Annotated in this window: 11 protein-coding genes; 3 read left to right on the top strand and 8 right to left on the bottom strand. The window is 64.0% G+C overall.

The window, feature by feature from the left end; genetic code table 11:
* The first annotated feature begins 172 nt into the window (after positions 1–172).
* From NKH17_RS00230 to NKH17_RS00220, 3 genes are all read left to right on the top strand, one after another.
* On the top strand, positions 173–1,021 hold the full coding sequence (locus NKH17_RS00230) for a MurR/RpiR family transcriptional regulator (RefSeq protein ID WP_352897775.1): 849 nt from the start codon (positions 173–175) through the stop codon (positions 1,019–1,021).
* A gap of 231 nt (positions 1,022–1,252) precedes the next feature.
* The gene (locus NKH17_RS00225) at positions 1,253–2,362 is read left to right on the top strand and encodes a carbohydrate kinase (RefSeq protein ID WP_352897773.1); all 1,110 of its coding nucleotides are present in this window, start codon (positions 1,253–1,255) and stop codon (positions 2,360–2,362) included.
* A gap of 12 nt (positions 2,363–2,374) precedes the next feature.
* The gene (locus tag NKH17_RS00220) at positions 2,375–3,304 is read left to right on the top strand and encodes a pseudouridine-5'-phosphate glycosidase (RefSeq protein WP_352737222.1); all 930 of its coding nucleotides are present in this window, start codon (positions 2,375–2,377) and stop codon (positions 3,302–3,304) included.
* 35 nt (positions 3,305–3,339) lie between these two features.
* Here the strand turns inward: NKH17_RS00220 and NKH17_RS00215 are convergent, their stop codons facing one another.
* The 8 genes from NKH17_RS00215 to NKH17_RS00180 all read right to left on the bottom strand — a co-directional run bounded on the left by NKH17_RS00215 (position 3,340) and on the right by NKH17_RS00180 (position 14,969).
* Positions 3,340–4,731, bottom strand: coding sequence for an FAD-binding oxidoreductase (locus tag NKH17_RS00215; protein ID WP_352969835.1), 1,392 nt, complete (start codon positions 4,729–4,731; stop codon positions 3,340–3,342).
* Positions 4,732–4,986: 255 nt separating this feature from the next.
* Positions 4,987–6,225, bottom strand: a complete 1,239-nt coding sequence (locus NKH17_RS00210) for a VWA domain-containing protein (protein WP_352897769.1) — start codon at positions 6,223–6,225, stop codon at positions 4,987–4,989.
* Positions 6,226–6,227: 2 nt separating this feature from the next.
* Complete coding sequence (locus NKH17_RS00205) at positions 6,228–8,477, bottom strand: DUF5682 family protein (protein WP_352897767.1); 2,250 nt, start codon at positions 8,475–8,477, stop codon at positions 6,228–6,230.
* 4 nt (positions 8,478–8,481) lie between these two features.
* Positions 8,482–9,561: an ATP-binding protein gene (locus NKH17_RS00200; protein WP_352897765.1), complete on the bottom strand. Its 1,080-nt coding sequence runs from the start codon at positions 9,559–9,561 to the stop codon at positions 8,482–8,484.
* 18 nt (positions 9,562–9,579) lie between these two features.
* Positions 9,580–11,022: a DUF5691 domain-containing protein gene (locus NKH17_RS00195; protein WP_352897763.1), complete on the bottom strand. Its 1,443-nt coding sequence runs from the start codon at positions 11,020–11,022 to the stop codon at positions 9,580–9,582.
* The gene (locus NKH17_RS00190; protein WP_352897761.1) at positions 11,019–12,422 is read right to left on the bottom strand and encodes an SWIM zinc finger family protein; all 1,404 of its coding nucleotides are present in this window, start codon (positions 12,420–12,422) and stop codon (positions 11,019–11,021) included. Before NKH17_RS00190 ends, NKH17_RS00195 begins: the two co-directional genes overlap by 4 nt.
* Positions 12,423–12,613: 191 nt before the next feature.
* A complete protein-coding gene (locus NKH17_RS00185) occupies positions 12,614–13,894 on the bottom strand; it encodes an amylo-alpha-1,6-glucosidase (protein ID WP_352897759.1) in 1,281 nt (426 codons plus the stop codon).
* A 34-nt stretch (positions 13,895–13,928) separates the two neighbouring features.
* On the bottom strand, positions 13,929–14,969 hold the full coding sequence (locus NKH17_RS00180) for an ABC transporter ATP-binding protein (protein WP_352645336.1): 1,041 nt from the start codon (positions 14,967–14,969) through the stop codon (positions 13,929–13,931).
* Positions 14,970–14,983 lie beyond the last annotated feature (14 nt).

Genomic DNA, 14,983 nt, shown 5'->3' with positions numbered 1-14,983 from the left:
TCCCGAGCTGTCGGCGAGTCTACGATCTTTCGTGGCCGAATCGTCGACATGCCCGAAGGCTGGCCGCAACCGCACCGGTAGAGATTTGATGGATCATTCTTGGCTGTCAATCAGAGACGGAATAATTTATTCCTTGGTTTGGCATTGTCCGTGACTGGCAACAGGTGAACGCATGTCCGTCCTGAAGAAGATCGAGGCCAAGCTCGAAGTCATGGCGCCCGGCGACCGCGAGATCGGTCGGTATATCGTCGATAATCCCGACCAGATGCTGCGCCTGTCGACGGCGGCGCTTGCCGCCGAGATCGGCCGCAGCCAGTCGAGCGTCGTCAAGTTCAGCCAGAAGCTCGGCTATGCCAGCTATCAGGAGCTCAAGCTCGCCGTCAGCGAGGCCAAGTCGCAGGAATGGCACGTGCCGGCCGGCATGATCCACGGTTCGATCGAGGTCGGCGACAGCTATCTGGTCATCCTGCGCAAGCTGATCGGCAGCAAGCTTTTGTCGATGCAACAGACGGTCGCGGCCAACACCGAGCAGGAAATCGGCAAGGCCCTCGAAGCGTTGAACGGTGCGCGCCGCATTCATTTGGCAGGCGTCGGCGCATCCTCGCTGGTGGCGCGCGATTTCTCATACAAGCTGATGAAGCTCGGCCGCAACGTGCTGCACGACAGCGACAGCCATGTGCAAATGGCCAATGTCTCGACGCTTGGACGAGGCGACGCGTTATTCGCGCTCTCCTATTCCGGGGCGAGCATCGAAACCCTGCGGATAGCTGAACTCGCACATAAACGCGGCACCACCGTTATCGCCGTCACCGGGCTTCGCGACAATCCGCTGAGCCGGGTTGCCGACATTCGCCTCCACACGATCGCCGATGAAGAGCGCGCGCGCTCTTCATCGATAACCGCGCGTGATGCACAACTGACGCTAACCGACCTGCTGTTCATCCTGCTTGTGCAGAAGCAGCCTGACGCCAATGAATATGTCCACAACAGCGAATTGGCCGTCTCGGTGCTGAAGGCTTAGCTGTCTTCGGCATGGCGTTAAGGCCTCTGTTCCTCCCTGATGCTGCACGTCGACAAGAGCAAGTTTCGCCCTCCGAAGTAGCTTTCTTCAATGCGCTCACACGCTCTCCGGCCGGCAGAGCCGCGGGAGCGCCGATTGGTCAAACGCCGCCATGGCAAACCACTGTTGACAAGATCATCTGTTGTTTCATACATCGAGTTCAGCCTCGAATTTGGCGGGCCAGGTGAGACGATGGACGACCTTGGAGCACAAGAACAAGCGGTTCTCGACCTCATTGCGGCGAATCCGTTCTCCGGCCAGCAGGATATTGCAACCGCGCTCGGCATTGCCCGCTCGACGGTCGCCGCCCACATCGTGCAACTCATCAACAAGGGCTACATTCTCGGCCGCGGCTATGTCTTGCCGGCGTCCAAACGTATGGTCTGCATCGGCGGCGCGGTGCTCGACCGCAAATACCACGCCAAGAAGGATTTGATCTTCGAGACATCGAACCCGGTCGACGGCCATCGCAGCTTCGGCGGGGTTGCCCGCAACGTCGCGGAAAACCTTGCCCGCCTCGGTGTCGACATAAGCTTCGTCTCGATCGTCGGTGAGGATGAAACCGGCCGCGCGCTGGTGCGGCATTTGCGTGACTTCGGCGCCGATGTCAGCCAGGTCATCACCACCACGGAGCGGCCGACGGCCGAATACGCGGCCATCCTCGACCGCAACAACGATCTCGTGCTCGGCATCGCCGACATGGAGATCTTTGATCTGTTTTTGCCGTCCTATCTCGACCGTTTCTGGCCGCATCTGGCTTCGGCGACATGGGTGTTCATCGACTGCAACCTGCCGGCCGCGACCATCGCAGCGCTGATCTCGCGCAAGCACGGTGCGCGCTTCAAGCTCGCAGTCGACACGGTATCGTCGCCGAAGTCGGCGCGCCTGTCAAAGGACCTGACCGGCATCGATCTTCTGTTCACCAACCATGACGAGGCCAATACGATGCTCGGTGTGACGGATGCCGACAAGCGGCTGACGCCGGAGGGAGCAGCAGCAGGGCTGCGCGCGGCCGGCGCCGCCGAAGTGATCGTGACCGCAGGCGCGCATGGATTTGCCGTTGCGACCGAGAGCGGTGTGACGGCCATGCGCTCCGTCCCGGCGCAGGCCGTCGACATCACCGGCGCCGGTGACGCGATGATCGCCGGCACCCTGTACAAGGTGCTTTCGGGTGAGCCGGTCGCTCATGCCGTGCGCACCGGCGCGCTGCTTGCCACACTGACCACCGAGAGCGAATCCAGCGTCCACCCCGATCTGTCGCCGCGCTTCCTTGCCGCCGGCATGTACCGCCTTCCTGCCTGAAAGCGAGATGATATGAAACCTTCCCTTGTCCATTTGAACGATGAAGTCGCTGCTGCGCTTGATAAGGGCCGCGCGGTGGTGGCATTGGAATCGACGATTATCACCCACGGCATGCCATATCCGGCCAATCTGGAAACTGCCCGTGGTGTCGAGACCGTCGTGCGTGAAGACGGCGCCGTGCCCGCCACGATCGCAGTGGTCGCCGGCAAGATCAAGGTTGGCCTCGACGACCGTGAACTGGAAGAGCTGGCAGCGGCAAAGGGTGTGGTCAAGGCTTCCGGGCGCGATCTCGCCGCAATCATGGTGCGCGGCGGCTCGGCCGGAACCACCGTCTCGGCGACGATGCGGATTGCCGCTTTAGCAGGGATCGGTATTTTCGCGACCGGCGGCGTCGGTGGCGTGCATCGCGGCGCCGAAGCCACTTTCGATATCTCCGCTGACCTGACCGAACTCGGCCAGACCGGCACGACCGTCGTCTGCGCCGGGGTTAAGTCGATACTCGATATTGCGAAGACGCTGGAATATCTGGAAACTCAGCGCGTGCCGGTCATTGCCTATGGGAGCGATGATTTTCCGGCTTTCTACACCCGCTCCAGCGGGCTCAAGGCCGACCATCGCCTCGATACCCCCGACGAGGTCGCGCGAGCCATGCTGCTGCATGACGAGATGGAATCCGGCACCGGCATTCTCGTCGCCAACCCGATTCCCGAAGCGGACGCGCTCGATCCGGCGTTCATCGACGGCACGATCGCAGCGGCCGTGGCTGAGGCTGAGAAGCGCGGCATCGGGCGCAAGGAACTGACGCCGTTTCTGCTCGCCCGCATCAACGAGCTTTCACAAGGCCGCAGCCTGAAGGCCAACATCGCGCTTGTCCGCAACAACGCCGCGCTTGCTGCCCGTATCGCAGTTGCGCATGCGGAATTGAAGGGCGCGACCAGATAGAGACAGCGTCCGGCCAGCGCTACGTGCCTTCGATTTCAGCCCGGCACGAGGTCGAAGATGCGCCCGGCATTGAGGATGTTGTTCGGGTCGAAGGCCGCTTTCAGGCGGCGCATGGCCGCGATCTCGGCGTCGCTGCGCACCAGATGCAGCCATTCCTTCTTGTCGAGGCCGATGCCATGCTCGGCCGAGACGCCGCCGCCAGCCGTGGCCACACCCCGGTAGATGATCCCGTATGCGGCCGCCGGATCCACGGTGCGGACCTGGTAGTGCAGATTGCCGTCGCCGAGATGGCCGAAGACGTAGATGTCGGCGCTCGGGTCGACGGCTTTGATAGCGGCTTCCGTCTCGCGCAGAAAAGTCGCCATTTTCGCCAGCGGGATGCTGACATCGACGCTAATCAGTCCTGCCATCGAAAACAGAAAACGGTTGGCCTCCTCGCGCACCGCCCAGAGCGCCCGGAATTCGCGCGGCGATTGCGAGACGACGACGTCGTCGATCACGTCGTCCTCGACCGCCTGCATCAGCACCGCGGCAAAGCGGTCGCCGTCGCGGTCCGGCTCGTTGCCCTGTATCTCGGCCAGCACATAGACGGGCGAGCCGACCGGCAGCGGCGCCGACGCCTCCATGCCGGCGATCATGGCGCCATAGAGCGGTGCGAAATTCACATCATAGGCCGAGAGCAACGGCCCAAGCTTCTGCCGGAGCTGCGCAAGCAGCGCGATCGCCGCGTCGAGCGATGGAAGTGCGCAGAAGGCATTGACCTCGGTGGCAGGTTTGGGATGCAGCCGCAGGCAGGCGCGCGTGACGACGCCGAGCGTGCCTTCGCTGCCGATGAAGAGCTGGTTGAGATCATAGCCGGAATTGTCCTTTGGCAAGCCCTTGAGCGACGTGAGCACACTGCCGTCGGCAAGCACCGCCTCCAGCCCAAGCACCTGCGCCCGGTACATGCCGTAGCGCAGCACGCGGATACCGCCGGCATTGGTGGCGACATTGCCGCCGACGGTGGCCGTGCCGCGCGCGCCGATGTCGACGCCGAAAAGCAAGCCGGCCGCATCGGCCGCGTCCTGCACCATTTGCAGCGGCGCGCCGGCCGCGGCGACGAGCGGCCCCGCCTCGCGGTCGGGCGCCGCGACCGCCGTCATGCGCTCCAGCGACAGCACCGCCTCGCCGGGCTGGATGCGCGCCGCGCCCGCAAGACCGGTGCGGCCACCCTGGATGACGAGCCTCTGCCCGGCCTCGTTGCACAGGCGCAGAATGTCCGACACCTCGCCGGTCGTGCGTGGACGCAAGACGATCGCTGGCGGCGCGCCGTCCTTGCCGTCGGGATCTTCCCGGTAGCGTGGTCCGGCCTCCTCAGCCGAGACAATCGCTGACCTGTCCAGCCGCTTTTCCAGCCGCGACAGAAGCTCGGCAATTTTCTGCGACATGTGGCTCAAGGACATGAACGGCCCGGGCGCATCGACGCGGCCGGGAGAGGGAAGGGCGAGGGCTGTGAAAGCGGCCGTGGCTGATTTCTACTGTTCAGCAAATGTGGGGAAAACCCGCCAAGAATACAGCCGGTTGCCTTCGCCATGCGTCGCTCCTGTAACCGGTCGACCATAGGCGCGGCCGGCTATTTGTCAAACCTTTGACCGCAAGCGCTTGCCTGCGGGCGGCCCGGTATTCTGGACCGAGGCAAACGCTCACTCATGCATCCCAGGCGCCTCAGCCTCGGCGCGAATGAGCTTGATGTCGGCTCCCGCCGCCCAGGCGCCGATATCCTCCCGCCGCAGTGCCGCCGCCATCATGTCCGGAAACAGATCCGGCGTGCAGGCGAAGACCGGAATGCCAAGTGCCGCGACCGAACCTGCCATCGCTGGATCATAGCCGGGCCGTCCCTGATCGGTCAGCGCCAGAAGCACGACGACATTGACGCCGGATCGAACCAGCGCCGCCAGCCGCCGCAGCAGTTCCTGGCCATTGCCGCCTTCAAAGAGGTCGGTGATCAGCACCAGATGCGACTTGGTGGGCCGCTCGATACGGTCGGCGCAATAGGCGACTGCCTGGTTGATGTCGGTGCCGCCGCCGAGTTGCACGCCGAACAGCACTTCAACAGGATCGCTGAGTTCTTCGGTCAGGTCGACGATTGCGGTATCGAAACAGACGAGCTTGGTGCGCACAACCGGCAGCGAGGCCATGACCGCTGCGAAGATCGAGGCATAGATCACCGAACTTGCCATCGAGCCGGACTGGTCGACGCACAGAACCACCTCGTCGAGATCGACCAGCCGTCGCTGCTTGCGTATGAAACCAACCAGCTTCTCCGGCACGATAGTCTTGTGTTCGGGTTGGTAGTGGCGAAGGTTCGCCGAGATGGTGCGCTGCCAGTCAATATCGCGCGAACGCGGGCGGTTGGTGCGCCTCGACCGGTCGAGCGCGCCTCGGATTGCCTCGACTGTCTTCTGCTCCAGCCTCTGCATCAGCTTGGCCACGATATCGGCGATGATCGCGCGGGCGATGTCCTTGGTCTTGGCAGGCATCACCGAGCGGAGCGAAACCAGGTCGGCGACCAGATTGACGTCCGCCTCGATCGCCTTCAGGAACTCCGGCTCCATCAGCATCTGCTTCAGGTTCAGCCGTTCGAAGGCATCTTTCTGGACGATCTGGACGACCTGCGCGGGAAAGAAAGAGCGGATGTCACCCATCCATTGCGCAACGCGCGGCGCCGAACGGCCTAGCCCGCCGCGCCGTTTGCGCGGGTCGGCAGCGGCATTGGCGCCGTCGCCGTATAACGCGTCAAGAGCCGCCGAAAGCCGTTTGTCGTCGCTGGAAAGTGCCGCAGATATCTCATCGTCGGCGCCGATCGTCAGACGCCAGCGGCGCTCTCTTCCGCCATCGGGCGATGGTGCGCCGGTTTGGGTCGCCTCTGCCTCGTCGTCCATCGTTATGTCCCGCTCTTGAGCAAAGGTCCAAGCCGCTCCAGGTGCCGACGCCAGGCCTCGCCGCCATCGGGCGCCGGTATCAGGCCGGCCGGCAGCCGAGCGGCGCGGCCGAGCACCGCTTCAATCAACCGCCGGCGCTCCATGCTGTCCATATTGGAGAAGACGCGGCGCAGCAGCGGTAGATGCGCGATGAAAGCGTCCTCGTCGAGGGACTTCAGCCAGGCATCAACCGCACCGCGCAGACCTTCGTCATAGATCAGCCGCTGACCGGCAGTGCTGAAGAAGCCTTCGAAGAACCCGGCCGCTTCAATGACAGGAGTCCCCGGTGACAAGCGTCGCTCGAGCAGTCCGGCAGCGTCCTCGGCGGAAAGCCGGCCAGCTTCGTAGAGCAGGTGCGCGGCGCATCCTGCCGGCAGCGCCGTCGACCGCGATCCCTCCAGCACGGCAGCCAGTCCGTTACGCCATCCGTCCAGCACGTCTTGCCCGGGCTCGACCAGTCTGATCGCCTCATCGGCCTTGCGCATCGCACCGACCAGCGTCGCGGCGGCTTGCTCATCCAGATCGCGTACAGCATACGGAAGCGCGATCGCACCTTCGACGATCAGCCGCTCCATGAGACCGGACAGCCGGTTCGTCTCCGTTTTGCGGGCCTCGCCGTAACGGATGATGTCGGCGAGGGGCGGCACAGACGCCAGGATCTCCAGGCATTCGCTGCTGCGCGCCGCTCGCGCCTCCAACGCCGCAAGGCCGGCAGTCGATGCTTCCGACAGGCTTGCCGTGATCGCGTTCTGCACCAATGCCGCAAGCGTATCGAGCGTCGCCGCCGTTTCGATCATCTGGATCAGGCGGGCATTGGCAGCCTTTTCGATGGTCGGCCCGTAGATCAGGTTCTCGACCAGACGAACGGCATATTCCGGTTCCCACGCCAGGGTCCACCGCTCGCGGAAGGTGCCACGGCTGCGACCGGCATCGGCCAGTCTGCCCCAATGCACACCAAGCACGCTCAGCCGATGCAGCAATGTCGAGCGAAACAGCCCGCTTTCGCTGCGCAGGTCGACGGACAGTTCGCGCTCCAGCGCCTCGGGCTTCAGCCGCGCCGCCTTCTGGTTGCGCTGCAGATCCTCGATCAATGGCGCCAGCGGCGTGTCGGGCGGAATTTCACCGACGTCCGCACCCAGAAGCAACTCGGCCTCGACCAGCCCCCACAGCAACGCTTCGCCATTGAACAGGGCCGCGATCGCGGCGTCGCGCAATTCCTCGAACCCGGGCTTCGGCCGTTCGCGAATGGCGGCGAGAGCGCGGGCGAGCCGCTCCGCTTCGATCAGCGAAGCGGTCGAGACCAGATGGCCCTTCGCCCGCAGCAGCGCCGCGATCATGGCAAGCCACAGGGTTGCCGCATCGCGCCGACCGCGCGTGCGCCAAAGATGCTTGCACCAGCCGGGCGCGACGACGCCCGCGCCATAGCCGTATCCCAGCGCCAGGCGCGGTCCGGTCCACGGTGCCCATGTCATTGTGCTCTTGCGCCGGGCAATTCCCTTGATCAGGACCTGATCGTTTTTCTGAGTGTGGGTGGCTTGCAGCGCCGGCACATGCCATGCTCCGCAGACGACGGCGATCGGCCCCTCGAACTGCTTACGCGCCTTGGCGATTTCGAGCCGCATATGCGCCTCGCGCTTGGCTTCGAACTGCGCGATCGGACCCTCACCATTCCGCAGTGTCGTCATCGCATCGGCGATGGCCGCAAATATCGGGCCGGGTTCCGGGTTCTGTTCAATGATGTCCGACCACCAGCTTTCGCCGTCCTCATAACCGGCGGCGTGCGCCAGCATGGCAATCGGATCACGCGGAAGCGGAGCCGCGTCACCATCCTCGGGGGCTTGGGTAGCTTCGGTCGCATCGGTGTCCTCCGCGCCACCGATCGCAGCAGTGGTGAACCGTGCCGACGATGGCAGGTCGATAAACTGCAACGTCGCCTTATTGCCCACAGCCCAAAGCGCCGCCTGGTATTCGGGCGAGAACTCGGCAAAAGGCCAGAAGCTTGTCGAAGCCGGATCGTCTTCCGGATAGCAAAGGAGCGCCACCGGCGGCTGCATTTCGGGGCGGGCCAGCATGGGCAGAAGCTCAGAGGCGTCGATCGGCCCCTCGATCAGCACGGCGACCGGGTTCAAATCCTGCAGTGCCTGCAGCAGGCTGTCGGCGGAACCCGGCCCGTGATGGCGTATCCCGAAATAGGCAATGTCGCCGTGGCTCATGGCGTCAGATCGCTGCGTTCAGCGCCGCGTAATAGCCGGCATAGTCGGGGCGCTTCTTGAGCACCGTTTCCAGATATTCCTCGAGCACCACCTTATCCTGCACCGGATCCTTCACGATCGCGCCGACAAGGCTGGCGGCGAGACCTTCGGCGCCGAGCTTGCCACTGTCGAACCACGCCGCCTGGCTGAGCCCGCCAACCATCGTGGCGATCGCTTCTGCGGTCGACAGCGAGCCGGAAGGAGTCTTCAGCGTCACCTTGCCGTCGGCAGTCGCGCCGGAGCGCAATTCGCGAAAGATGGTCAGCACACGGGCGATCTCCTCGCCGACATTTTTTGGCACCGGCAGGTCGAGTCCGCCAGCCATCTCATCGACCCGTTTGGCGACGATCGCCACCTCTTCGGCCATGTCTTCCGGCAATGGCAGCACCACGACATTGAAGCGACGCTTGAGCGCCGAGGAGAGCTCGTTGACACCTTTGTCGCGGTTGTTTGCCGTGGCGATAATGTTGAAGCCGCGCTGGGCGTAGATCGAGGTGTTCAATTCCGGGATCGGCATCATCTTTTCGGAAAGCACGGTGATCAGCGTGTCCTGCACGTCCGAGCCCATGCGGGTCAGTTCCTCCAGCCGGCAGAGCTTGCCGTTCTGCATGGCTCGGTAGAGCGGCGTCGGCACCAACGCTTCCTGGCTCGGGCCTTTTGCCAGCAGCTGCGCATAGTTCCAGCCATAGCGGATCTGGTTCTCGTCGGTGCCGGCCGTGCACTGCACGATCAGCATCGAGTCGCCCATGATGGCGGCGGCAAGATGTTCAGATACCCAGGACTTGGCGGTTCCGGGAACGCCGAGCAGCAAGAGTGCACGGTCGGTGGCGAGCGTCGCTACCGCGGTTTCCATCAACCGGCGGCGACCGACATATTTCGGGGTTATCAGTGTGCCGTCGCTAGCCTTGCCGCCGAGCAGATAGGTCAGCACAGCCTGTGGCGACAGGCTCCAGCCGGCAGGTTTTTGCCTGTCGTCACCGCGCGCCAGCGCCTGCAATTCAGAGGCATAGGCCTGCTCGACCGGGAGACGGATGGCAGCGTTCATATGAATTCTCCGGATTGATCATGTGTCGGTTCGAGACTGATGTTCGGCCAGCGCCGCGTTGAGACGCAGGACACTGAGTGATGGGGCGGCGGGCGGCATACCGGCAGCGACGACCTCGTCGATCAATTTGGCTGCTGTGGTCGCTGTGGCAAGGTAGCCGATCGTTTCCAGTATATCGTCAGCGCCCCGCCGCACGGCTTCGTCGTTTCCCGCAACGGCGGAACGCAAAGCGGGAAGAGCTGACCCGTTCGAAAGATCGTCCCATTCCAGCCAGCCAGCATCGATGCCTTCCGCCAGATTGATCGCGCTGAGGTAATTTGCTTGCTTGAGGATCAGCCGGACGAGAGCCCGTTTCCTGCGGCTGTCCAGACGCGGCACAAGGTGCAACACGAACAGCGCCGGTTTGCCGCCTTCGGTGACAAGCATGTCCGCCATATGCGTCACCGCCGCGTCGCTCCCAGAAGCGGCGACCATTCGGGCGATCAGGATATCAGCGTTGTTGTCGGCGCCGAACTGCCAGGCTCCGATGAATTCGGGTTCCGTGATGCCGAACCGTCTGGCGAGGTCGACCAGATTGCAGGTCTCGAACAATTCGGCGCGGCGCTTTTCCTGCGCCGGGGATTTGAGTTTCGCCGGCGTGTAGGTGGTCCGGCGGCGGATGAAGCCGGATTTGCCTTCGCCGATGAAGACGGCGAGTTCGACTGCTGGATCCTCCGCCCCGCCTTCGCTCGAATGGCCGTGCTCGCCCAACCTTGCCAGCAACCGGCCAGCCAGGTCCTGCACCTTGCCGGAACGGTCGGTGGCAATGCTTTTCAGGAACGGCGCGTCCTCGGCACTGAGGCCGAAGCGCATAAGTTCGATGAGCGCAAGCCTGACCTCCGCAGGTTCGCCCGAGGCCTTGGCCTCGATCAGCATTCGCGCCGCGGCCGGTTCGCGCCGGCGCATATCGGCCAGCGCGATGCGGCGCGCGGCGGGATAGAACTCATCCCAATTTTCCGCCGTGAGTTTCTCTTGCGGGGTATGTCTTTCTCCATCCACGCTGGCTTGCCAGTCGATCCATGGAGCGTAGACATCCGGGCTGTTCTGATCCGACGAGGGCATCCAGTCCATTGGGTGGAGCACGAAGCCGCGGCTGGCGACAAGCGTCACCACGCGCGTCTTGCGCCTTGCGTCGGCGGCTTGTTTCAGGGCGGCGCGCAAAAGCGGCCGCAACCGCCCCGGCAGCATTGGCAAGGCAAGCCCGGGCAGCGGCGGCCGCCGCTTGAGCGTCTTCGGCGCCGCCGGCCGCAAGGCGACGTCGAGCGCTTGCGCTGCAATTGCCAGGAGCCGGCGCTCCTGCTCGTCGGGACTTGCGCCGCCTGCGATTGCCTTCCAGGCGGCCGGAGCCAGATCGAAGGTGGCTCCGCCGGTGATCCAGCAATCGCGCATGGTCGCCAGGCCTGTTTGCTCGCCCTCATTCACGACAGGTCAAGCCTCCCGAACCCGCTTTGAGCCGCCAGAAGGTCAAGCCGAGCGCCGTCCCAGAGCGCTGCCGTGGCGGCAAGGTCGAGGCCGAGCAATGTCTGATTGACGGCGCCACTGATCTGCAAGGCGAGCCCTTGCGGATCATCGGCGGCCTGCCACCAGGCTGCGCCCCGATCGTCGACCAGGATCGCACCAGGCGGCAGCATGAGAGGGCTATCTGTGAGCCAGGGAGCGGCATCCTGATGGCACACATGCGCAGCCAGCGGATCCTTGGCGACGCCCAGGGTAAAATCGGGCCACGGGCCCGATGCGACGTCGCCCATGCGTTCTGCCACCAGCGCCCGGAGTGGCCGGCGTGATGGATAAAAGACCAACCGGGCATTGAAGCGATCGCCTGGCGAGAAGGCGTTGGATCGGCGTCCGGCCGAGGCGGGAAAATAATCGAGCAGCAGGGCAAATTGTGGTGTGGAGCTTTTCAGATCGAGCAGCCATGTCGAATGGCTGACCAAACCATCGCGCCGGGTCTCGATCTTCTCGCCGACAACCTCCCAGAGACTTTCGACTTGCATTGCATCGGGATTGGCCAGCACCTGTTCGCGGGTTTCGGATGTCGATACAAGCCGCTTCAGCTCGGGATCATCAGGCGCCGACCGCCAGGCCTTGGCCAGCAGCACGAGCTTGCCGAGTTCGCGAATCGCCGCATCCGGTCGTTCTTCGCTGCGCAGCGCCATCAGCCGCGACGGAATCTCGTCGATACGGCCGGCGAGCGCCGCTGCCTTCATATCGACCAGCCGCGCAGCAATCCGCCGGCAACGGTCGCTGCTGGCGTCGAGAAACCCGGAAAGACCGAGCCGCAACTGGTCGGCAATCCACTGGTCGAGTTCATCGAGCGCCGCCGACACTGCTTCTCGTGTGCTTTCCGCCCGCTTGCGCTGCGCCGCCTCGCGACGCTCGACCGTTGCGTTATCTTCAACGGCGGCGCTCTCGTCCGCCCGTGCGGCTTCGCCAATGCTCTTGGCTTCCGCGCCCGGTGCCGGTTGCTGCACCGGCTGTGACGCCGTCTTCCTGCGTCGGCCAAGCCAGTCATTCACCCATTCCGGCGTCGTATCGGCAGCGGCAAAACTGGCTGGCGCGGTGGCGGCAATCCACATCAGGGCCAGCGTGTGCTTGCATGGGAATTTGCGCGAAGGGCAGGTGCATTGGTAGCCGTGATCACCCGTGTCGACCACCACTCGATAAGGATTGGAGCCGGAGCCCTGGCATTCGCCCCAGATGAGCGCCTGCTGCTCATGCTTTTCGAGCCGCGGCCAGTTCGTTCGTTTGGTGAGCTTGGAGGCGGCGCTCAGCGACGCCTGATCGGGAGCAAGCGCCTCAATGGTCTTCAGATCGAATTCCAAGCCGCGCTTCTCCCGCCCCGACGCAGTATAGATAGCGGTTTGTGACGACTTATTATAGCTCTGGCATGGTGAAGATTGGGCATGCCTTGGCCCTGTTTGATGGGCCAGGACATGCCTCAGACGCAAATGGGGTCGACTGTTATTCGGCAGACAGAACGGGCTTTGGTAGCCGGCGGCCTAGGCGGAAGCGTTCAGGCTCTGCCCTTCAGGAACTCGATCACCATCGCCGCGGTCCAGGTGAAGCGATTGCCGCCGAGCGGCTCGCCGCTGAAGGGACCGTAATATTCGTCAAAACCGCTCTCGGCGATCAGGTCGAGACTGGATTGCGTGATCCGTTGTGCGATTTGGCTGTGGCCGGCGGCGGCAAGGCCGTCGGCGATCATGTAATTGACCACCAGCCAGACCGGGCCGCGCCAGTAGCGCTTTGGGTCGAAGCGTCCATCGCCAGGATCGTGCGAGGGGACGATGTAACGCGCTTTGCCGGCGATGCGCTCGATCGTTGCAGCGATGGCCGCTGCCCGGCTTTCCGGAATGGCCGAAAACACCGGCAGAATGCCGCCGACCGACGCGCTGTCCACGAGCTTTCCGGCCACTCGGTCGAAACAAATGTACTGGCCATGTGTGTCGCTCCACAGCCGTTCCATCGTTGAAAGCCCCTTTTCGGCACGGGCGCGGTTGGCTTCTGCGATTTCGGTTTCGCCAAGTGCCTCGGCGAGATCGGCAAGGTCGGCGGCGGAACGGATCAGGATGGCGTTGAAGCCGGGATCGACGACCTGGAAGGGCGAGGCATCGTGCAGCCGGGTGTTGTCCCAACCAAGTTCGCGGAAATGCTGCAGCAGCCAGATATAGCGATCGTACTGGGCCCTGGTCGGTCGATGCGCAGGGTCGGCGTGCAGGATGTCGCGGCGGGTGTAGGGCTCGACGCCTTCGGTCGGCACGCGCTCGAACGCCTCGTCCCAGTCGATCGAGTTGTCGCGGCCGGACTCCCATGGGTGAATTATGGCGACCAGCCCTTCGCCGTTCGGGTCGCGATTTTCGTAGAACCAGCGGTGCCAGGCGTCGATCTTCGGCAGCAGCGCGCGGGCGCGCTCGGCCGCCAGTTTCTTGTCCTTGGCCTGATCGAACAGGCGGCGCACGGCAAAGCCGGCGACTGCCGGCTGGGTGATGCCCGAGGTGGCGGTCGGGCGGTCCGTTCGCCAGACCTCCGGCCCGGGGAAATAGCCGTCGCTCCAGACGTGGAAGACGATGTGCGGCACCATGCCGTCCGGCCACTGGTGAGCGAACAGCGTGTCGATCTCGGTCCAGGCTCGGGCCTCGTCATAGTGGGCAAGACCGAGGGCGGTCAGGCAGGAATCCCAATTCCACTGGAACGGGTAGAGGCCCTTGGTCGGTATGGTATAGGTGCCTTGGTCATTTTCCCTGAGCACCTCGACGGCGCGGGCGATGGTTTCGTCGACAGCAAGAGATATCATCGGGGCGTTCGTACTTTCAGGATCGAAGGGAGGATCAAAGGGCGTTCGTGGTTTCGGGATCGAACCAGCGGATGCGATCGGGTTTGGGCGAAAGCCGCAAGTGATCGCCGACGGCGACCGTGGCATTCGATTCGAGGATGGCGCGAAACAGGCCGCCCTCGACGTCGCAGGTGGCCAGCGTGTGCGGTCCGAGCGGCTCGACGACGCGCACGGTGGCGTTAATACCTTCGTTGCCGGCGTCCACATCCTCGGGGCGAATGGCGAACTCTATCGTCTGCTTGTCCGATTTGGGGCCGGGCAGCGTCAGGCCGGCGACGGTCCAACTGCCGTTCGCCGTCTTCGTCGCCGGGATGAAATTCATCGGCGGGTTGCCGATGAAGGAGCCGACGAAGCGGGCCGCCGGATTGCGGTAGACCTCTACCGGCGAGGCGGCCTGGACGATACGGCCCTGATGCATGACGGCGATGCGGTCGGCGAGGCTCATCGCCTCGACCTGGTCGTGGGTAACGTAGATGGTGGTGGTCTTGGACGCCGCCAGCACGCCCTTGAGCTCGGCGCGCATTTCGAGCCTGAGCAGCGCGTCGAGGTTCGACAGCGGCTCGTCCATCAGGATCACATCGGGCTCCATGGCGAGCGCGCGGGCGACGGCCACACGCTGGCGCTGGCCGCCGGAAAGCTGGCCCGAATAGCGCTTCAAAAGCTGCTCGATATGCATGAGCTCCGCGGTGCGGTTGACGCGCCCGTCGACCTCCTGCTGCGGCAGCTTCTTCATGCGCAGGCCGAAGGCGATGTTCTCGAATACCGTCAGGTGCGGAAAGACCGCGTAATTCTGGAACACCATGGCGATGCCGCGGTCGCGCGGCGGCAGATGGTCGACGCGACGGCCGCCGATCCAGACCTCGCCCTGGCTTGGCGTTTCCAGCCCGGCGACGATCCTCAGCAGCGTGGTCTTGCCGCAGCCCGAGGCGCCAAGCAGCACCATGAATTCCTGGTCGGTGATGGTCAGGTCGATCGAATGCAGCGCGGTGAAGCCGCCGAAACGTTTTGCCACCTGCTTGATGACGATCTCAGCCATCGGCGTTCTCTTTT

The sequence above is a fragment of the Mesorhizobium sp. M1334 genome (genome assembly GCF_040317995.1).
Classification (GTDB): domain Bacteria; phylum Pseudomonadota; class Alphaproteobacteria; order Rhizobiales; family Rhizobiaceae; genus Mesorhizobium.
Note: the sequence above shows the minus strand (reverse complement) of the source record. Positions and strands in the feature narration are given on the sequence as shown.

What these genes read in the sequence shown, in the direction of transcription:
- NKH17_RS00185 (WP_352897759.1), bottom strand. Translation starts at nt 13,894, where the DNA reads ATGATATCTCTTGCTGTCGACGAAACCATCGCCCGCGCCGTCGAGGTG.
- NKH17_RS00210 (WP_352897769.1), bottom strand. Translation starts at nt 6,225, where the DNA reads ATGGACGACGAGGCAGAGGCGACCCAAACCGGCGCACCATCGCCCGAT.
- NKH17_RS00225 (WP_352897773.1), top strand. Translation starts at nt 1,253, where the DNA reads ATGGACGACCTTGGAGCACAAGAACAAGCGGTTCTCGACCTCATTGCG.
- NKH17_RS00220 (WP_352737222.1), top strand. Translation starts at nt 2,375, where the DNA reads ATGAAACCTTCCCTTGTCCATTTGAACGATGAAGTCGCTGCTGCGCTT.
- NKH17_RS00215 (WP_352969835.1), bottom strand. Translation starts at nt 4,731, where the DNA reads ATGTCGCAGAAAATTGCCGAGCTTCTGTCGCGGCTGGAAAAGCGGCTG.
- NKH17_RS00205 (WP_352897767.1), bottom strand. Translation starts at nt 8,477, where the DNA reads ATGAGCCACGGCGACATTGCCTATTTCGGGATACGCCATCACGGGCCG.
- NKH17_RS00230 (WP_352897775.1), top strand. Translation starts at nt 173, where the DNA reads ATGTCCGTCCTGAAGAAGATCGAGGCCAAGCTCGAAGTCATGGCGCCC.
- NKH17_RS00180 (WP_352645336.1), bottom strand. Translation starts at nt 14,969, where the DNA reads ATGGCTGAGATCGTCATCAAGCAGGTGGCAAAACGTTTCGGCGGCTTC.
- NKH17_RS00200 (WP_352897765.1), bottom strand. Translation starts at nt 9,561, where the DNA reads ATGAACGCTGCCATCCGTCTCCCGGTCGAGCAGGCCTATGCCTCTGAA.